Source organism: Bradyrhizobium sp. CAR08 (assembly GCF_052871955.1).
In genome coordinates, this window is sequence record NZ_JBIXJX010000023.1 from 65050 (window position 1) to 85174 (window position 20125).

A 20125-nucleotide genomic window follows, 5' to 3' on the forward strand; every position below is an offset into this window, starting at 1 on the left:
GGCCTGGCTTCAACCCATTGCAGTTAACCTGTCGCTTGCATCCTAACGTACTAGAGCTACCCCTAACTGCTTGCTCGCTTGAACCTTGCGTTCTCGTATCCATTGTTATGGAAGAAGTCGGCCTTTGGCCGATTCGGCCCCGCTGACTAACCTGCCCGCACGAGGAAGCTCGCAGCTAAAGCGGACGAGCCAATTCGAGATATCGGCAGAACGCGTTCGCCAATTGCATCTGGCGGGGCGTTCGGCACTCAACCTCGAACAGCCGGGGGCTGGCAACCAATGCACAGATGCACCTCGCCCGCGACGTTGCCACGTTCAGCCGGTTCGCGCTGTAGAGGAACTCCATTCCTCGCGGGGCGTCGGCATGAGACGAGGTGGTCATCGAATAAATCACGATCGGCGCCTCCTGTCCTTGAAACTTGTCAACGGTCCCGATCCGAGCGCCAGGCAATCGTTCCTGAAGTTCGAAGACCTGCGCGTTATAAGGAGCGATGATCAGTATGTCCTCTAGCCTGATTACCGCTTCTTTCCCTGTACCGTCGATCCAACTTGTGTTGTTGGCGAGTATTTCATCGACGAGCGTCTTGATCTCGTCCGCCTCTTCGGGGGACGAGTTCTGGTTACCGGCATGCGGGACAGCGAGATAACGAAGGCCTACCCCGTTCACACGGCTCGACGACCTGATCTCCTGTCGCTCCATTCCTGCGCGCGAGCGAAGTCGGCCTTCATAGAATAGCTCCGACGTGAAGGTGCAGATATCGGGGTGTAAGCGCCATGTCTCACCAAGGAAAAGTCCGTGGCTGGCCTCGATCGTTGCGTGTTCGACCAGGACATGATCAAGCGCCGACGTTGCAACGCCATCCGGATGGCTCCCCTGTATCGGCTGCTCAAGCTGCCTCGGGTCGCCCAGGAGGACAATGCTCTCGGCCGCCTGCGACACGGCCAACACGTTTGCCAATGACATCTGCGCCGCTTCGTCGACGAAAAGAACATCCACAATCCCTGCCGCGTCCGGTCGCGCCCAAAACCAGCTTGTGGCTCCGCCAACCTGGCAGCCGTTGCCTAGCCCGTCGATGAAGTCTGGGTTTTTCGTCGTCTGCTGCAGTCCCGGCAGAGAGGCCGGCTCATCCTTGACCTTCTGAATGCATTGGATTGTAACACCTTGCTCGGCCGCCGCTTCCCGGGATTTCTCTAGCAAGTGGCGAATAACTTTATGGCTGTTGGCCGTAACTCCGACCGTCCGCTGGTCGCGCACAAGTGCGCATATCATGCGCGCACCGGCATATGTCTTGCCGGCCCCCGGCGGCCCTTGCACTGGGAAAACGCTTTGATCAAGCGAGAGCGCAACGCGCATTGCAGCTGCCAGCGGGGGCTCGCCAGCCTGTTCTAACGCCTGCTCGCGAAGACGCGGCGCGACATTGAGCAGCAAGTCGCGGGCAGCCCGATAGGCGCCTGGCCCGACGATCCCGTGGTCCGCTACATATTCGCCAATCCGAAACACCGATTCTGCGAGAACCTGATTATCGATGAACTTGTGGGCGAACACGGCCTCGGGATGAAAACCTGCTGTGTCCTGGCGCTTCTTGATGTCGATTGTTCTGTCATCATCGGAAATCGCGACGACGCTGCCAAGCTTATCGCCGCCTACACTTTTCAGATCATCATCGGGGCGGACATCAGTCTCCTGAACCGCGAACCTGTAGCGATGAATCGGGGCCTTCGCTGTTCCACCAACGTGACTGAGAAAGGTCAATCCTCCCAATCCCGCGCGCTCATACAAGAGATCCTCGGCCGACAAATCGCTCAACCGAAAATACTCCCACCAAACCGCCTTGTTTTCGCGGCCGAAGAAGTCGATCAGGTGAGCCAGTAGCCAGCGCGCCTGCTGCTCTGGGCTTCGTTCGGCCACATCGTCCGGAACATCGCCGGTCAACCGGGCCACAAGTCCGGCGACCCGGCGCTTCCAGGCAGTTAGATCCACTCCAATCTCGGCAGCCTTCGGCTGCGGGCGATCGATCGTCTGCCCCTGCGCGATTAGCCTGCCCCGAACGCCTTCAAGCCAGTCCCGCAATGCGCGGGTCGAGGCGCAGTCGTCGCGATTGTAACCGACGATGGCAGCCTGATCACCCGGATCAATCGCATCGGCGGCGCCCAATTCGAGGCTGGCTTGCACCCGCGCCATGGCGCTCCCAACATCGATCAGCGGGACGGTGCGGTCAAACCGGTACAGCGGCTCGAGCTTCTTGATCGAGTAGCTTTCGACGCTGGCGCGAATGCTCTGCCGGACAATGGCGTACAAGTCCACGAACACGCCCGCTCGAAGCAGGTTGTCGACCTCGTCCTCCCGCGTGGCGTACCGCCCCATCAACCGCTTTAGCGCCGCCGGTTCATAGGGCGCGAAGTGATAGATGTGCAGGCCGGGGTGCTCGGCCAGCCGCTGCGTGACAAAGTCGATGAAGCGCTCGAACGCCGTCCGTTCGTGCTGCCGTGTCGTCACCCAGTCGCCGGTATAGGCGTCTGTGCCGTCGCCGTTGGCATAGAGGTAGCCGAATAAGAACTCGAGCCCTCCGTCGTCCACGAACGGATCACCCTCGAAATCGAAAAAGATGTCGCCGGCCGAAGGCTCAGGCAGCCGGAATAGGCCGAATCCCGCGACCAGCGGCAGCGCCTCGTAAAGCGCCTGGCCCGCAATACGCCCCTCCACCTGGAGCCTCGCCTGCTCGCGTATCTTCTCGTAACTTGCCACAGTGCCCCGATCGGGTCGCCACGGCAACGGGATCGGCAGCGTCGCTAGTGCGGCCATGGTACCCGCACCTCGCCGGACCAGCTCCTCAATCTGTGATTTGGCTATCCCTGCGACAAGCGACAGGTGATCGTCCGCGCGCCGCCTCGAAGCACACGGCTCGCGCCATCGGCAGACCTCGCAGTGCTCGATCGGATCGGGATAGAGGCCGTCATTCGGGGGCGCAGCCGCAAAGCTCTCCAGGCTTCGCCTGATGCGCCGGTAGAACGCCGCAAAATCGGACACGCGATAGGCCTCCGGCTGGTACTCTGTCCCGGGCGTCACAACATGGGCTGCCTCCGGGACTCTCTGCTGTATGATCGCTAGTAGATCTGAGTAGAGGCTCAGCTGCAGAACCGTGTTGCCCCTCGTCTCGCGAGCCAACTTAGCGTCCGTGACCTCGTAGGACCAGGCGCCCAAACCGCTTGGTGTCTCGACTCGCCGCAGCACGTCGGCGCGACCGCTCCAATGCCCATTCCATAACGCCGCCTGAACGATCACCGCATCGCCCCGCACCATCGCTTGCCACGTTTGGTCAACCGATGCGTCATCGACACCGACGCCGGCAACTACTGTGACGGTCCCGCCCTCCGTGGCGAGATGATTGACGAAACCCTGCTCATGAGCCTTGCCGCGCTCCACCAGGGCATCGAGGGTTGGGTCGTCACGGAGTTTTGGTTTGGGCAGTTCGCCCTGGGCGACCTTAAGGTCGAGGTGCGTGAGGTAACGACAATTCAGGTGCCCCACCAAGTCGCCAGCGCTAAAGACGATCGCCTCACCACTCTTTTGCATCTACGTCCCCGCGAGTTCGGCTTTGCCATGCCCCTTGGGGGCACGGCTTCCGCAGCAACGATATCGGCCTTCCAATGGGCGCGAAAGGTCATGTGGAGAAACAGGGAGGTAAAGTCGAATTCGCCCCCGGGGCCTTTCCTGTCATTGACGGCAAGCGTGTCATGCAGAGCATGAGCAGCGGCTGCCGTTTCGTATCAGAGCGTGCCGACGCGAGCCAGCTAACACCCAATCCCGCCCTCTTCCGAATTCGCTCCTCATCCCGGAACGGGAGCAATCTGTTGCACGTCTCGAGAGCGGTCCACTTTTAGATCGAAAGGGCTCTCTTCATTGAGAAGCAAGCGTTTCAAGAGTATACCAACGCGCTCGGGACGAGCCAGGCCCACCGTCGCTATTCCAATGAGACTATCCAACTTCCTTGCAATCTGATGAACCGCGACTAGCCCATCCCGTTCAGCAAGCTCATGATGATGGGGATAGAGCAGCATCAAACGATCGCACTCATACACGTGAGCATAGGCCATCATCTGATAGACGTCAGCCTGACCAACTCCCCGCTTTGGATCGTCAGTCGCCTCCTTAAGTCGCTTCCACTTAGTGTCGATAACGAGCAGCGGCTTTCCGTTCTGACTAACGACAACGTCCGGCCGAGTGGCAAAGCGCAACGCTCCACTTCGTCGATCAATCAACGCATATTCCCTGGGGCCTTGGAGCCGTACGGCAAGGCCTGTCCCCTGCAGCGCACCCTTGAGGCTGCGCCCGACGAACTCCTCAAAGAGCTTGTTCATCTCAAAGAGCAGAGAGAACCCGTCCGATGTCCCCGTCGTTGTGGACTGATAGCGGCTCTGGAGTAGCAGCCTTGCAAACCTAAGAAGTTCTGTCCAACCGACGTTTGTTCGATCGAGCACGACTTGGTCCCAACGTAGAGTCCGGACCGGAATGGGCGCTACTTCTTCATAGACAAAGGCCAGCTCCCTTAAGCGCCGCTGATTTTCGGCATTTCCGGAGATTGTTAGAAGCCGAGCGACCGTCGCTTTCATGATTTGATTTAGAACGATGTTCGGACTCAATTCGTCAAAGCGGCACGCCAGTCTTTGCGGCGTTGCTGCCAACATTGTAAATTGGCGCACGACGTTGAGGCTCCCACGCAGAGCCCACACGTCATCCTCGCGACCAATATACGCCCTCGGCATCCCTTGACGGAGCGTCGCGAATAGTTTTTCGCTGAACAGGCGAATGAGGATCTCCAGCAAGTTCTCCTCCTGCCAGGCAAAGGTCGCCGTTGCCCCGACCGCAATATCTAGATCGAGAACTAGAGCCAACATATGCACGAGGCTTCGCCGGATCGCTTGATCTTCGTTCAACCCCTCGATTTTGGGCAGGATTTCTACCGTCACACCTTTTGCAACCAACACACCAACAACCTGCTGTGCGCGGAGCTTCGACGACCCCTCCAGCAATACTCGTTCCCCGCCATCACCTCCTAAGCTCACGTTCCGAGCAACGCTCATGACACGATCGGCGACGGACCGGGTGAACGCCCTGGGCCCGTCCGAAGCAGGCTCAATCTGCAGATATTCCCACTCCTTAACCGTTCGATGAATCACGCCATTAAACCTTCATAGGCCCCTTCTGGAAAACTCGAACGGACCGCATACCGAAACCGCTCTGGCGCACTCTCTTCGGAAAGAGACGGTGGCGGCGGCAGCTTCGTTCGAACAACGAATCTTCCTTCGTCGCTCGTCTCTCCGAGGACTAGCCTGACCTTTTCCCAATCGTCATAGAAGTACTCAGAGAGCAAGGGTATGATCTTGTTGCGCATGACATCGTCCAACTGATGGCGCGTGTCACAGCTCATGAAATATGCGTGACCAATCTGGTGCTCCCGATCAAAGAGATATTCGACCCTCTCGTTCATTCGCCGCAGCACCGACGAAACATCAATCGAACCAGCTCGACCTAAGACAGAAGGGTCGGGCATTAACTCTTTGAACTGAAATCGCCGTCGCAGGGCGGTATCAAGCAATGCGATCGATCGATCGGCCGTATTCATTGTCCCGATTATGTGCAAATTGGCCGGCACACCGAAATCCTCTCCCGAATATGGCAGAGTTACAGTCAGCGCGTTCACGCTTCCTAGGCGCTTGTCAGGCTCGATCAGCGTAATAAGTTCGCCGAATACCTTTGAGATGTTAGCTCTATTGATCTCATCAATAATCAAAACGTAAGGAAGCGGCGGCCCCTCATCTGAAGCGGTTGGCTTGCCTCCACCAATGAGGGTGTTCAGCGCCGAAAGATTGAGCCGATCTCGATCAAGCTTGTAAAGGGCAGGTTGTGTAAATTTCCCTCGTAGGATTGTCTCGACTGGCAGAGGGCGATCAAATACCCGAAGCCACTTAACCTTTCGTCTATGACGAAACTGACTCGCATCTGCGACATACTCGTAGGGACCAGTTACTTCCCCGATCGCTCTAAACTGATTATTTCCATACGAGACAACGACTATATCCCCTTCCTTGACTACCGCTCGCATATAGTGGCTTTGACGCACGCGAGAGCTTTGGCTAGTTAAATTCGGATCCTTGGAGTGCCATTTTTCCAGAATAGCATCAAAGTCCCGGTAGACAGGATCACTCCAATCGAACTCGGTCCCCCATCCTAGCGCAATATAGTTTCCATCTATCGACGAGCGATAGATATCTTCGTCCTCGTCAACAGAGCCAAGCGACATCTTAAAGAAGTCTCGAGTGCTTAGGTCTATGTGAATCGACGTCGCACGACCGGCCTGCTGAGCAACCGTCGCCACGCGTTTGAACACTCCATCGGTTGGCTTCAGCCTAAAGCCTCCGGAACTTTGACCCTCGCCCTCTTGACCCGCAGTTTCAGGCCTTAGACCCTCCACAAATTCTTCATAGCTGTAGCTTTGATGAAACGTTACGAAAGCAATGCGACCCGCCTTTTTGAGTACGTTGAAGCGCTCCATGAGCGCCTCTCGACTGGAGTCTACCGGCGGCGCTCCATCGCACAGAACTACGGCCTCTCGCGCGCTGGAGTATGTCTTGCCCGTTCCCGGCGGGCCAAAGAGAATTAGGTTTGTAGCCATTTGCCCTGCCACTTGGATCTCCCGGTCGCGCAGCTGTCGTGAATCTCGGGTGGTCGCGCCGAACTTTCGTTGCTCGTACCAGTCTAAGACCGACCTAAGCTGCGAACTGCTTGTCACGCGCACGCTTCTTACAGGTCGAGGGAAGCCTTCCGCCCTCATGGAGGTCGACGGCTGGTGCGTTAGACGGTTAGGCAGGTTTGAATGCCGGCCCTCGTCAGGCCCATATAGCCTTTGTTGAGCGTCAGGGACCGACGATCCATCGTCCTCGAACCACAATTGCACTATCGCGTTGCCGCGCTGGAGAGCGACTGTCCGTGCATCTGGCAGATTGAACGATACCAAATACTTGGTGTCGACATCCGGCGTGCCATACCGGCGTCGCAGTTCTGCTTCGGCGGCAGGAACGTCTATAGCTGCGTCATTCTCGATCGCGAATGTGAACACCGTCGTTGTGCTGTTCTGAGGACCTTCCCTCGCCATCAGCGAAACAGCGGCTTCCGCAAGAAATTTGTCGCTCCCAATGGCGCTACAAACGGCCGGGAGAGCGTTGCTAAGCTCCATTTGTCGGTGCACGTCGCCCGCTCTGATTGAAACGGAAGTGTCGCCGCGCGCTCTAGCCGGTTCAGTAATGTTTATACACACGAAACGACGAATGTCGTCAGCTTGACTCATGAGCACTTTTCCAGAGAATCATTCGGGTGACGGTACAACCCTAAAGCTACAAACGAATTCGGTATACTCCTTCCCTCGGCAACACTGGATTTTGCAATGCCCGATTGGACGCCGGTACCATTGGTCTACGAGAGTTATGGAGTTGGAGCAGAGACATTCGTTGCGTCCGCGTCCGTGTTTGATGCGAGATCCTTGGGTAAGACGACGGCGACGGCAGAGGGACCGCGCCAAGAACACTTCCTAAGGCAATTGGAAAACATCGCATGGCACCTCGGGACTCGGGAGGTCCCGGTCTTCCTGGACTTCAACGGCGATCGGCGTCGTATGGACAAGGGCTGCATCGGACATGCTGTCGCGGCTGGAGCCATCGACGTTCCCATAAATGGGCCCGACGGCTACGTCGTCAGCGTGACTTTACTGAAGGAACAAGTTACCCCGCGAGCGGAGGAAGGCAACACGCTTACCAAGTTCAAGCAGGACTACCGGGCATACATCTTGAGCAGATACGAGCAATTCGACCTCACCTTCCAGCCCGGCGGGGATAGAGCGTACTATTTCAAAGCGGTCGATTTCCCCACCTACATGAGACTGGTGCATCGTTTCACGAACTCTACCGTCTCCCTGGTGTGCGAAGGCCATTGGAAGGAAATTGCGTCGGCGGCACTGGCAGATATTCCCAGTTCGATGTGGCTTGAGCATCATGATAGGACGGTAGACTTGGTGACAAGGACGGACGCTCTCGATATTACTGCACCGGTTGAAAAGCAAAGAAGGTCGATCGACGCAGCGATGGACGCCGCACAACGACTTCTGCCGTTTGCCAAGCTGGTTCAGCGGGCCCAGTCCAACCTTGATTGAGGGCTAGCTCGCCTTCCACCGGGACATTACCTGCCGTATCGACGCGGGGGACCCGCTAGGTTTCCAGCGACATCGAGAATTGGTGAACGGCCCGCCTTTACTGCGATTCGCACATCAGTTGTTATGGAAGAACTCAGCCAGCGGCCGAGCCCACGGTCGCGCAAGTACATGAGCCAAGACTAATCCACCTGTTACGACGTGCGAATGTTCGATCCGGGCAGCTTAAAGACTCAAAAAGTAACAAGGGAGCGCGCGAAACTCCTCCGCTGTTCCCACTTCGCTGTCCCATCATTGGAGGAACGCAGCAGCATAGCCAACTCTTGCAACCGCACTGGACGAAAGATCACCGTCGGGTTAGATCCGGCACCCCCGAGCACGGGGTGACGAATTTCTATCCGCTCTTCGCGAGCTTCTGATGAAGTGGTCCCGTACAGAATAATGCTTTTCTGATTTGGCGAAGCTAACGCGTACATGGACAGTTGGTAGAGCCAACCTGCAGGATAACCTTTTTCCCAGACGTCACGATACTTTGCATCTAGGAAACCGATCAGGCCCTTAGCGCTGAATAGCGCAAAGTCAGGCCGCGGTCTCGGTAAAGAGCGTCCTTTGGGGTTTCCGAGTGGTGGGTATGCAAACATGCCTTTGGTAGCGTGCTCATCCCTTATCGAGAGGTCATCAAGGTTCTCGCGCAAGAATCGGGAAAGCAGACGCTGAAAAAAGAGATTCATGTCGAACAGAAATCCGAGGGTGCGGTGAGAAGCCGTCTCCGTCTCTATTGACGTGCCGTGCATTCCAAATAGAAGTCGAATAAGCGTCAGTGCAGGCCGACTTGTTGCCGTGAGACGCGTCAGCCCTCGCTCAACCTCATCGAGATCACGCCCTTGGAGCGCAGTTGTTTCGACTGCGTCGAATGCTTCGGACAAGCTCCGAACGCGTCGATACAAATCCCGATTGGTTGTCATGCTTCCTGCGAGGTCGAGCCCCGATCGCAGAACCTGGTTCAGCCTCCAATTGGCATGCCGCTGGAAGTGCAAACACGGAAGTGCTCCATTCACGATCCCGCCGCGAGACGCGATCTTATCGACGAGGATTCGCCCTCTGGGACTTGTGAGCATTTCGGGAACTGGAACATACCGGCGCAGCAAGCCCCGATGCAGCAGTTCCTCAATCTCCGCCGCTAACAGCGATATGAGAATATCGTGCATACCGTATTGAGCTGTCGGAGTGAGGGTCTGCCCAATTACTTGGAAGTCACGTAGACCATAGGCGTAGCGAACCAGCGACGTTAGGGCCAACCCCTGCAGCTTGGGATTGATGTTGATCCGAAGAGGGCCCACAGAGATGTGCCCCACAAAAGAGGTCGTGGAAACTTCGAGGCCCTTGTATCCCTCTCGGACGTCGACCTGGCTGCGAATTGCAAGCGCTAGGGTTTGCGCTGCGAGATTATTCTTGAGCGTCGTACCCGAGAGTTGCGGACATGAAGCAGCTTCGACGCGACCCCACTCATTAAGCGTGAGCGGAACGGATTCGACGTCAGTTTGAGGATACTTAAGCATCGTCCGTTTCGTCAGCGGCCGAGTCAGCCGCATCATCTACAGCATCGTTTTGTTCTGGATTTTCAACTAGCGTCAACGATTGCATTTCTTCGTAAGCAAGAGCCTGAAGCAGACTATCCTCATTCTTTATATTAAATATTTCGTCCCGAATTCGCGCGCCTTGGACGTCTACTAGGCCTGGCCCGAGAATTTCGCTCAATGCATCAAAGTCGTCGTAGCAGTACTCTTCAAGAAGCGGGATAAGATCCTCGCGAAGTACACGCGAGAATTCCGCAACAGATGTGATGGGCTGACCGAGCAAGTATGCGTGCCCAATCTGAAGGTTGCGCGCGTCGCGCTTCAAATGACGTCGCAAACGAGCATTGAGCGCGTCGAGCCAGGGGCCAAGCGGCAACTCGCCCACGGCACGTCTTTCAAGCAGCGAGCTATCCGGCATCAGCTCGATGAATCCGAAGCGCCTTCTAAGCGCGACATCTAACAGCGAGATCGACCTATCGGCTGTGTTCATCGTGCCGATGACGAAGACGTTAGACGGGACGGAAAAATGTGATCCGCTCGGAAGCGTGACAACGCTGCCTCGCTTGTCGCGCTCAAGGAGCGTAATCAACTCGCCAAAAATTCTGGGAACATCACCTCGATTGATTTCATCCACAACGAGGAAAAAGTGTCTATCGTTAGCCTTCTCGGCATCGGCGCATAGTTGCTTGAAAATTCCAGCGCGCCGTTCAAAGAACAAATGCCCCGACACCGTCTCGGGCCGCAGGCCTTCTATGAAGTCTTCGTAACCGTATCCGGGATGAAAGGTGCATTTCCGTACTAGACCGTTCGGATTCTCGATCTCAGCGCGCTCGGGATCCGTAAGCATCGAATGGGTCTTGCCGAAGCGCTGACGTGCGGCAAGCTCTGTTGCAGCTCGAACCGCGAGATAGGTCTTGCCGGTTCCAGGCGGGCCGTAGAGAAGTACTTGCCCCTTGCGACGCAGGATACCATCCACCCTTGCCGCGAATTGATCCAACGGCGGCAGTTGCGTCACAGCAGTAGCTGCCTTGGCACGCGCTGTATGCAGCCGACTGGTAGGTGAGTTCGAAACTCCTCCAGAAAAAATCTTGTGCTCCAGTTCAAGTAAATTCTCGCCATTCCTACCCAGTTCAAAAACGGTGGTGCGCGGCCCTTCTGGCTGTGGCAATTGCCAGGGATCTAGGAGAAGCCATTGTACGGGGCGCTTGTGGGGGAAACGGAGCCCTCCTTCATGTTCATACGAACCACTGACTCGTCCGACACCACGCACCGTTTGTCCTTCGCAGGCTAACACAAGATCGTTTTCGGCCATCTCGCGCACGAACTTGACTACCTCGCCCGCCTTACGAGAAGCGACTCCCGAATTCGAGTAAGCAGGAACCAGCCATTCCCTAATCCGATCTTTAAGAGTGACCTTCTCTTCGCTAAGATGAGGAGAGAGATCTGGAACGGAATCAGGCCAACCAATAGAAACGTAATTGCCATCGCGCATATTGGCCCATTGGCTATCGCCATCACTTCCTTCGGTCGTTCCAATGCGCCAGAACCGATGGAAGCCTCCTGTCCGTCGATTAAGCGCTGAGGTCAGGATGCTAACTGGAACATTGAGAGCGCGCGCAATTCTCACGAAGCGCCCAGCGCAAACGAAGCGGGGCGCTCCGCCATCAAGTATTCCAACACCGTCGGGAGGCATCTGCAACAGTTTATACAGATGAAAGCGCTGGTAGCGCGGGCTATGGTAGTCATCGAGCTTATCGGAGTGCGTTAAAAACCAATATTTATGCGCCCAACCATCCCCAGAGAGTTCCGGCGCGGCACCCTCCATGAGTTTCTGAAGATCACTATAAGCTTCGTCTGAACAATCAACCGAATTTAGCTCTGCTAGGAGCTTGTCGCCCGCTAGCAGCTCATCACGTTGACGCCGGGCTATTTGGATTGCATCGTCAACCGTAATGGCTTTTGGATTCGTGCCTTTACCGCCCATCCACTCGCCATCGGTCGGTCTCTGATATACGCCGAACTTCAGTGCTGACCCGCCTCCGATTCCGCCAAATGCGTTCGTGGCAAACGTCTCGTCGTTCATAAACTCAAGCCAGTAACTCAAACAGCGGGAATCGCTACTCCGACGGCCGTGCATCGTCTTGAGTAGAGCTTCACCATCCAACCTTCGAAGCGCATCCGGACCAAATCGTTCGCGGAAATTGCGGATGTACTCATCATGTTGCTGAGACGTGATTATTTCGCCGGCCGCTTGGCCGCGATCGATGGCGCTCTTCAGGTCATCCAATAGCTGCGGCTCAATATCCATATTAACCTTTCCAATCTTGGTTTTGCTTAGCCGTCCCTGATGTCAGTTCGCGGAGGAAGCCGAGGACGGGCGTGAAAAGATCAATTTTTTCGGCCTGGGCGCCGATGGAGACAAGGAAGCGGTCATCGAGAAAGTGTTCCCATCTCGGGTAAATGTTGGGGTGCCACATCTGCAGACCGGCAACGGCGGATTCGATCAATTTGCGGCCGAGTGTGTCCAACGGATCTCATACCGGTCGAGGACGGCTGCGCGTCGAGCACCTCGAAACATCTTAATATTCTGCTCGTCTACGTACCTCGAGCGAACGTCGGGATGCTGCTCTCACAATCCTTGCGAACGTTGGAGCGGGAGAGACACCGCACTTAGCAGTAGCTGGGAATGAAACCGTTGCTAATCTCATGCGTGCTCTCCTGTATCTGGAGTCGGACAACCTTCCAGGCCGCTCTGCTAGGAAGTTATCGCGCGTATTCCCCGGCTGAAGCGTGGTCGCCCGGTTGTGAAAAAGCCGCTGCAAGCGTTCTTTTCGTCGCAGCGATCGCATTCTTCCACGAAACCGTTTTTCCAATCCGAGATCGATTGGAGCGCGTGCGGCCAAACAGACTTTGGAAGAACACACTTGGGAAGGTTGTATATCGACACGTTGACGCCAGCGGCACTCAAGTGATCGACGGCTCTTGCGAGACCATCGCAATAGTCCACCGGATCCATCCAGAGCATGGCATCGTTTGCGATGGCAAAGCCCGTGTTTTCGAGGCCCATCAACGCGACGTGATCGACGAACGGCACATTGCGGGCAAGCCACCGGCCCGTGTCCTCAATGATCGGCGCGGTCAATGCATGCAGGACGACACGGATTTCCACCCGTTGTCCCCGGTCTTTGAGCTTTAGGATGCCTAAGATTGTCTCGTCGAACGCACCCTTGGCCTGCACCACGTGATCATGGATATGATCCACGGCGGAATAGACCGGAATGGCCGCCATGAGATTCGGGTGGCCGATCTCTTTCCAGGCGTCGACGATCCGCGAGTCGGCGAACGCCCTGCCGTTGGTCAGCACCTGTATGGCGGTTTCCGGCAGCCAATCGCGGCACTCCTTCAGAACGGCGATGAAGTCTTCCCAATCCGACAGGGTCTCCCCGCCGGTGAACGTCAGCGCGCGGGTCGCCGGGTCGACGAGCAGCAGGCTTTCTTTGATTTCGCTGAGGATCCACCGGTCATCGACATCTTTCGGTGGTTGCGAGCACATCAGGCAATAATTGTTGCACCGTTCCGTGACAAGAAACGAGTTGTGAGCCGAATTCCGGCGATACAGCGTACGGAATTTCCTGGACACATGATCGAAGCCGATCACATCGCCGTCCGCGAGATAGTCATATTTCGGGGGGACGGCGACGAGCTGTCCTGTGAACGTGCCGGGTAGATCCATTGAGCCGTCGGAGACGACGAGGATGGACGGCCAATCGGCTTCTATCGCGCGCCGAATGTCGGCTGCCGTTCTAGCGAGCGCGAAATCAGCCACGTGACGTTCGGCGGCACTGTCGACCGACCGGAGCCTGAGGACCGATCGGGCTTTGTCCGAGGAAAATCCAGCGCTCTGCGAGGCTGTGCCATAGAGAGGAAGGGTCATGCGGCGGCCCATTGTCGCAAGATGGCAGCATCTTCCGGAGAGTTCTCCAGAATATCCAGCAACAGGCCCATGATGCCTTTTTGCCGAGCGCAAAATGCAGACAAAGGCTTGATTCCCAAGGCATCACCCTGCGTTGCGTGATGATAGACGGGGTCCGCGCCGCAGTGGCTCTCATACACACAGGTCGAGCATTCGGGAGCGCACTGCGTCAGCGACGACGAAATCGCGCCGATCAGCTTGTCCGATAGGATGAGCGAATTGTAACTATCGCGTTCGACGTGACCGAGCCGGAAAGCGTCGTCACCGGTCTCGGCCAGCATCCTGCCTTCATCCGATGCGAAAACACTGCCGTCATAGTTGTAGACCAGCGCGCCAATGCCGGCGCCCGCGGGGCTGCGCAAATCAACGTAGCCGATGGGCCGGTCCGAGAGCATCCGTGTGAGAAGCAGCGTCGCATAGAACTCCCGGAATGGGGTGCCCTGCCGGTTGATCTCCAGAACCCGGCGCAATCCTCGCTCGTAGAACGCAAGCCACTTCTGCGCGTCATACTTGGCGAACTGCTTTGTCTTGATGGCAAAACCAAACGGCGAGAGCGGCCGCAGGAAGATGCCGTCCAGCCCCAGTTGGAGATATTCGTCGATGATTTCATCGACGCGGTCGAGGCTCGCCTCCGTGGTAGTCATCAAGGCCCCGATCCTGTCGGGACCTAGAACCTCCCTGGCCCGCCGGATTCCGGCAACAGCTAGTTCATGACTGTTTGCACCCGGTCGGGGACGGTTCTTGTTGTGCAGGTCGGCCGGACCGTCGAGAGAAGTTGAGAGCAGGACGTTGTTCTCTTTGCAAAACTCGAGAACGGCGTCATCCAATAAGGCCAAGTTCGACGCGATCACGAAGTCGAGCTTCTTGCCGGACCGTTGCTTTGCAGCGGCAACAATCTTCCTGATGAGCGAAAAATTGAGAAGTGGCTCCCCACCCTGGAACTCGATCTTGATCCGTGACGTCGGGCTGGCGAACGCGATGTCGAGCGCGCGCATCGCGGTTTCTTCGCTCATGTCGAAGCGTGATCGGTCGGTGCTTTGACGCGAGACTTGGCAATATGGGCAAGAGTGTTCGCACCGCAGCGTCACGACGAAAATATGAAGCGGGGTCGTCTGCTGTAGGAACGACATCCGGCTTCTCAGCCGGGCCGCCAAGAGCTGCCGTTGCGCCTTCTGGTTCGCTCCGCTGACCAGATGAGCGGCATAGGCCTTTTCGTAGAGACCGTCGCCGGGGCGGACACGAAGGTCGATCAGCCTGGTCAGTTCATCCTCCGTCAGGCGGATGAAATCGCCGACCATATTGGCGACAAGATATTGATTGGCGCCGGTGCGCTCAAAATTGAACGGCAACAACGATAGATCTTCGGTTGCCGTTCTGAAGGTCTCAGGAGATAAAAACCGCGCCATGGTCCTCCGGTAGGACTCTATCCGGCATTATTTTGGTTGGTGGGCCAGGGCCCCGAAGGCGAGAGCGAGGATGACGTTCCGAACGCCGTCGGTTTTTTCAGCAACGCGAATCCGCAAGTTTTCGTCGGCAACAAGGTACAGAAACCGCTCCCTCAGTTCGTCTGAACTGAGCGCGGCTCCTTTTTGCGGATAGCCAGAAGAAATTAAGTGGCAAATATAGCGGTCTCCTGCCCGTTCAACCTGGCAGGTCGCCGACCCGATCAGACGATAGGCTGCCGCATCCAAAGCACTCAGGTTTTGGATGCTTGAATCGAAATCGACAGCTACCTCGACCTGAGACGCCGCAGGAAGCTTAGCGGCTGGAGGCATGAGAGGCATGTGAAGCATGCGACGCGTGGGAGCTATGTCCCGCGACGATGGTGCCGTCGGCCTGCTTCGTCATGACGAACCCGAGAAGGTCTTCCCCCGCCTGATAGTAGGCATTTGCCTGAGGCTTCGTGCCGGTGTTTTCAGCCGCTACTGCTGTTCTATCGTTGGCAACTGCGGTCTTTGCCTCAGCGCTCTGAACCGACATTCCGGTTAGCGAAGCGAGCGCCGCGCCAAGCGAAAGCACAACTTTTGATTTCTCTGTCATATCCGCCAGCCCCCCGTCTGATTAGTCTGAGCTTGCGTTACTACAACTTCTGAGGGCACTCAGTCTACAGTTTCCATTGTCTATGGCCACCCGATTTTAGTCTACCCCAGGTCTAGATCAGCCCGGGCCAGGGGTCCGGGGGAGGCGCGCAGTGGACGCTTTCCATCGGTAGCGCGCAAGCCAGCATTGGCCATGCGAAGCGGGAGTTGGGCTAAGACGATCTCTTGGCCATCGCGTATGAGAGATTATGGAAGAAGTGAGCCGTTGACCGACTGCCGAATTGGCTGCGCGCCACAATCGACCAGGTAATCAGCCAGCCGGTCCATCTCGAAGGGCGATCTGGTCGGGTCCTCCTCATCTCCCAGAGGCACCCAAATCACCATCCCCTCACGTGCCCTGGTCAGAAGAACACGATACTTGTTGATCGTGTACTCACGCTCCCTCGGCCGCCTCACGTTGGTCCAGTTGGTCCCGCGGAATGTCCGCGGCAGAAGTTCACCATCCCCAACGGTCAGGTCCCACCCCCAGCAAACGGCCACCCTATCCAATTCGAGGCCCTGGCACTCGAATTCCGTTGCGGCGGTCTCCAATGCAAATGACGATCGCAAATCACCTCGCGGCGCGGTGAACCACTCAGCGTAGTCCAATTCCTTCCTGAACCCGGCCGAAACTTCGAGCCCATATGGCCTCAAGCGAGAACAGCCCGAACTTGCGACCAAGCCGAAGCGCCTGGAGCCGAGGGTCGTCTTGCGTAACCACGCCCTGGCATCATCCAGGCGCCTGACGAGGGCTATCGGGAAACCGGTATAATTCATGTGTCGGCGCGCATCTTTGGGTCGCCCCGTCAGTACAGCATCAACCCAGTCGGCATGCTCCAACGCACGATGACTGCGGATTGAGCTACTCAGATGCATACTTGGCCACACCTCCGCATTCACGCCTGCGGCGTCGACACCCGCTCGCTCGATTGCGGAAGGGCTACAAATGAGCCGCCAGTTGGCATAGGACTGATTTCGAGCGGCAATCCATTCTCCAACACCAGCTTCCCCATCATGAATCTCTTGCCCGCTTCCGCAGAGAGCCACGACCATGACGCCGCCCGCATGGCGGTTCATTACTTCCAGGATCTGAGCCGGTTCGGAAGTTGCCGCAACAGGTGTGGCCAATTCGGACACGGCACCGAAGCTACGCTGTCGCGCCGCCATCTTCTGCATCTTGGCTGCATCCCAGGCGCGCTGCGCTTCATCAAAAATTACAATGCTCTCTGACGGCGGCGATTGGGTCTTTTGCGCTTCGGCAAGGTATGCATGCACGCTGTGGAGCAACGATTCGGCATGTCGCTGCGCGATAGCTTTAGTGCAGCCTTGATGATCCTTATAGTCTGCCGCCAAAGCGGCCTTCAAGACCTTCAACAGTGGACCGTTTCCCGACAGGAAGACGCTCCGCCACCCCGCCTGCAGAAAGGCAGGGCTATGCGCGATACGAAGTCCCGTTAGCGTCTTCCCGGCGCCAGGAACGCCTGTGAGAAGGCACAAGGTCTTTTGGCTCCGCTCGCGAGAGTCTTGCGCGATACCCTCGATCGCCTGCATGGAGCGATCTATCGTATCGCGGTCGGCCAGCGCGGCGTTGATGTCTTCGGAGCCGTGCTTGTTGAACAAACTCACCGTGGTCTCGATGACTCCAGGAATCGGACGATAGGAACTCGAGCACCACCGTTCGTGCGAAATACCGTCCGAACTCCCCTTCCCGTCGTCGTTCGCGATGCGAATTAGCAGCGCGGCGAAATCGGCTTCACCGACGCACTGTGTGTCCTCGATCATCGTCGCATCGGATGTGGGCACCACACGGCTGGACTGGGCCTCCGTTGAGCACACGATGGGAACGATCTTCAGCCCTTGGCTTTCCGCGTGATAGTAGGCCAGATCGAGACAATAGTCGGCGACTTGAGCCAAAGCGTCGCTCGTCGCTGTGGAACTTCCTGCTTTGAACTCGACAACGGCGATTGTTTCGCGAAACAGGAAAGCAGCATCCAATCGCTTTTCTCGACGGGGGATGCGGTATTCTAAGACGACGCCGACATCCGAGTATCGTGCGTTCGCGGCGATGAGCTGTTCGCAAGCCGATTTCATAAGCCGAACGGCTTCACCCCACGACCATCCTTGCTTATGAGAGAATTGGCTGAACCCAGAAACTGCATCACTTCGAACCAGCCGAGCGAAGATTGCGTCGTCCGACGTAATGAGAAATTCTTGAGCCGTATAGCTCGCATATGCGACCATATCGAAGAAGTATCCCGTCTTATCTGCGCAAGCATTTCTAGATTACTGGCCACTAAAGGCTCAAATGTCCACAGGGCGTTCAGCTCTCTCCATCCTCCCCATCAAAAAGTGGTAGCTGATCTTTTGGGGGCAAGGATATCCGACTCCGGCTTGCAGGCGTGAAACCGAACTCCGACGCAATGCGCATCATGATCTCTGCCTGTCGGTTAGCGATTGCGAGGTAGGGTGATTGTATCGGATATCCTGTCGGTGATTTTACCATGGTACCGAACTTCTGGATCTGCTCCATCGCTTCTGCCCACATCGCATAGGCGCCGCAGTAGGTAGCAAGGGCGCCGCGATCGAGGTGAGTTATGAGGCCGAGTTTTGCAAGCTCGCCTGTCAGCCGCGCCCATTCCCGTCTGGCAACTGAATTGAGTTCTAGTGGGCAGTCGGGTAACGCGGGTTCAGGCCGCGGCTCGTGCATATTAAGGGGACGCTTCCCCGGGTTGCCGGTCAACGCCTTAATCCTTGTTGGTTTTGGACGACGGCCACGCATGTCCGTTCTCGATCACACCAGCGGATCACGAGCGCCGCCCGCGGATTGCGTCTCCTGCTCTAGCGTTTCAAACACAGCGCCATCTTGCTCGCGAGTTGCCTTCTCACCTGTGAACGCTTGCCATCGGCGGATCGCAACGTCGACGAACAATGGATCGATCTCGGATGCCAAGCAGATGCGCCCACACGATTGCGCCGCGATGAGCGTGGTTCCGCTCCCCAGGAAGGGCTCATACACCGCCTGTCCGGGACTGGAATTGTTCAGCATCGGCCGGCGCATGCATTCGACGGGCTTTTGGGTCGAATGCTTGGTTTCGGCATCCTGCCCACCGCTGCTGATATTCCAGACGGTCGTCTGCTTGCGATCGCCAGTCCAGTTGCCCTTCTTCCGGACCGCATACCAGCAGGGCTCATGCTGCCAGTGATAGTCTCCCTGGCTCATGACTAAGCGCTCCTTGGCCCAGATGATCTGCGCACGGATCGAAAAGCCGCTCTTTAGAAGGCTCTCGGCTACGATGGTCGAGCGTAGAGCACCATGCCAGACGTAAGCGATCTCGCCTGGATATAAGCCCCAAGTAGGCGCCCAGTCGGCGATCTCGTCGTTTTGGATTTTGCCGGTCCTTTTCGAGTTGTTGACACCGCGGCGATGACGCCATTCCGGGTCGTACTCGACACCATAGGGCGGATCAGTGACCATCAATTGAGGCAAGGCACCAGCCAGCAGTGAATGGACGAGAGCTGCGTCTCGACTATCGCCGCACGCAACACGATGCGGACCGAGCTGCCAGATGTCACCATGTCGGGAGACCGCGACCTCGACGACCGAGGGGGTATCGTTCTCGTCCGTTAAGCCGCTTTCGACCCGTGACAGCGCGGCCGCCAACTCTTTTTTACTGAAGCCGATAGATGCGAGATCGGCCCCCAACGCAGACAGATCAGCCAGTTCGAGGCTTAGCATCTTGCTGTCCCAACCTGAATTTAGCGCAATCCTATTGTCGGCAAGCACCAACTGGCGGCGTTGCACCTCCGTCAATCCTCGGAGGACTACGACTGGCGCCTCCGTCAAACCGAGCTTGCGAGCAGCGGCCAGCCGGCCGTGTCCTGCGATGACATCTGCGTCTTCGCTGACGAGAATCGGATTGGAAAAGCCGAAGGCGCGAATGCTGCCGGCGATCTCGGCGACCTGGGCCGGGCTATGGGTGCGCGCATTGCGCGCGTAGGGGATCAGCCGATCAAGCGGCCAGTATTCGATTCGAAGTCGTGCGTTCGCTTCTTCTGGGTACGTTGCTTGTGTCATGTCTCGGCCTTTGCGCATCGCGCTGTCATCGGGCACCCCTCCCCCCTGGGGAATTTCGCGACAATTGTCCGAAACCAGTGCCATTGAATTGATTCACCTTTTTGAGCAGGGCCGCGCGTGACCATCCCGAGCCGCTCAAAGGAAAATAATGGTCGGTTTTGCCTGCTGCTTACTGCGTTGAGGTAGAGGCGAAGGGCAACGGAACCACCCGCGCCGAAATT

The 20125-nt window shown here is 57.0% G+C and carries 14 protein-coding genes; 1 reads left to right on the forward strand and 13 read right to left on the reverse strand.

What is annotated here, in order from left to right:
• Nucleotides 1-175 precede the first annotated feature (175 nt).
• The 3 genes from ACIPUD_RS33880 to ACIPUD_RS33890 form a co-directional block, all read right to left on the reverse strand.
• Nucleotides 176-3574, reverse strand: coding sequence for a TM0106 family RecB-like putative nuclease (locus ACIPUD_RS33880; protein WP_446482378.1), 3399 nt, complete (start codon nt 3572-3574; stop codon nt 176-178).
• 254 nt (nt 3575-3828) lie between these two features.
• Nucleotides 3829-5082, reverse strand: coding sequence for an McrC family protein (locus ACIPUD_RS33885; protein WP_446482379.1), 1254 nt, complete (start codon nt 5080-5082; stop codon nt 3829-3831).
• Nucleotides 5083-5174: 92 nt separating this feature from the next.
• Complete coding sequence (locus tag ACIPUD_RS33890) at nt 5175-7346, reverse strand: AAA family ATPase (RefSeq protein WP_446482380.1); 2172 nt, start codon at nt 7344-7346, stop codon at nt 5175-5177.
• A gap of 192 nt (nt 7347-7538) precedes the next feature.
• Between ACIPUD_RS33890 and ACIPUD_RS33895 the strand changes: the two genes are divergently transcribed.
• On the forward strand, nt 7539-8204 hold the full coding sequence (locus tag ACIPUD_RS33895; protein WP_446482381.1) for a hypothetical protein: 666 nt from the start codon (nt 7539-7541) through the stop codon (nt 8202-8204).
• A 230-nt stretch (nt 8205-8434) separates the two neighbouring features.
• Here the strand turns inward: ACIPUD_RS33895 and ACIPUD_RS33900 are convergent, their stop codons facing one another.
• The 10 genes from ACIPUD_RS33900 to ACIPUD_RS33945 all read right to left on the reverse strand — a co-directional run bounded on the left by ACIPUD_RS33900 (nt 8435) and on the right by ACIPUD_RS33945 (nt 19904).
• Nucleotides 8435-9760 (reverse strand): McrC family protein, encoded by a 1326-nt coding sequence (locus tag ACIPUD_RS33900; RefSeq protein ID WP_446482382.1) that lies wholly within the window; start codon nt 9758-9760, stop codon nt 8435-8437.
• Nucleotides 9753-12086 carry an AAA family ATPase gene (locus ACIPUD_RS33905; RefSeq protein WP_446482383.1) on the reverse strand — a complete coding sequence of 778 codons (2334 nt, stop codon included), beginning with the start codon at nt 12084-12086 and terminating at the stop codon, nt 9753-9755. The genes ACIPUD_RS33900 and ACIPUD_RS33905 overlap by 8 nt, the downstream gene beginning before the upstream one ends.
• Before the next feature lies 1 nt (nt 12087).
• Entirely contained in the window at nt 12088-12306 is a 219-nt protein-coding gene (locus ACIPUD_RS33910; protein ID WP_446482384.1) for a hypothetical protein, read from the reverse strand.
• Between the two features lie 227 nt (nt 12307-12533).
• Nucleotides 12534-13712 (reverse strand): His-Xaa-Ser system radical SAM maturase HxsC, encoded by a 1179-nt coding sequence (gene hxsC / locus ACIPUD_RS33915; RefSeq protein ID WP_446482385.1) that lies wholly within the window; start codon nt 13710-13712, stop codon nt 12534-12536.
• Complete coding sequence (gene hxsB, locus ACIPUD_RS33920) at nt 13709-15157, reverse strand: His-Xaa-Ser system radical SAM maturase HxsB (protein ID WP_446482386.1); 1449 nt, start codon at nt 15155-15157, stop codon at nt 13709-13711. Before hxsB ends, hxsC begins: the two co-directional genes overlap by 4 nt.
• Before the next feature lie 27 nt (nt 15158-15184).
• Nucleotides 15185-15535, reverse strand: coding sequence for a hypothetical protein (locus ACIPUD_RS33925; RefSeq protein ID WP_446482387.1), 351 nt, complete (start codon nt 15533-15535; stop codon nt 15185-15187).
• Entirely contained in the window at nt 15510-15791 is a 282-nt protein-coding gene (gene hxsA2 / locus ACIPUD_RS33930; RefSeq protein ID WP_446482388.1) for a His-Xaa-Ser repeat protein HxsA2, read from the reverse strand. The genes ACIPUD_RS33925 and hxsA2 overlap by 26 nt, the downstream gene beginning before the upstream one ends.
• Before the next feature lie 245 nt (nt 15792-16036).
• On the reverse strand, nt 16037-18070 hold the full coding sequence (locus tag ACIPUD_RS33935; protein WP_446482389.1) for a DNA/RNA helicase domain-containing protein: 2034 nt from the start codon (nt 18068-18070) through the stop codon (nt 16037-16039).
• Nucleotides 18071-18149: 79 nt separating this feature from the next.
• Nucleotides 18150-18608, reverse strand: a complete 459-nt coding sequence (locus ACIPUD_RS33940; protein WP_446482390.1) for a phage terminase small subunit P27 family — start codon at nt 18606-18608, stop codon at nt 18150-18152.
• A gap of 12 nt (nt 18609-18620) precedes the next feature.
• Nucleotides 18621-19904: a site-specific DNA-methyltransferase gene (locus tag ACIPUD_RS33945; protein WP_446482404.1), complete on the reverse strand. Its 1284-nt coding sequence runs from the start codon at nt 19902-19904 to the stop codon at nt 18621-18623.
• Nucleotides 19905-20125: the final 221 nt, after the last annotated feature.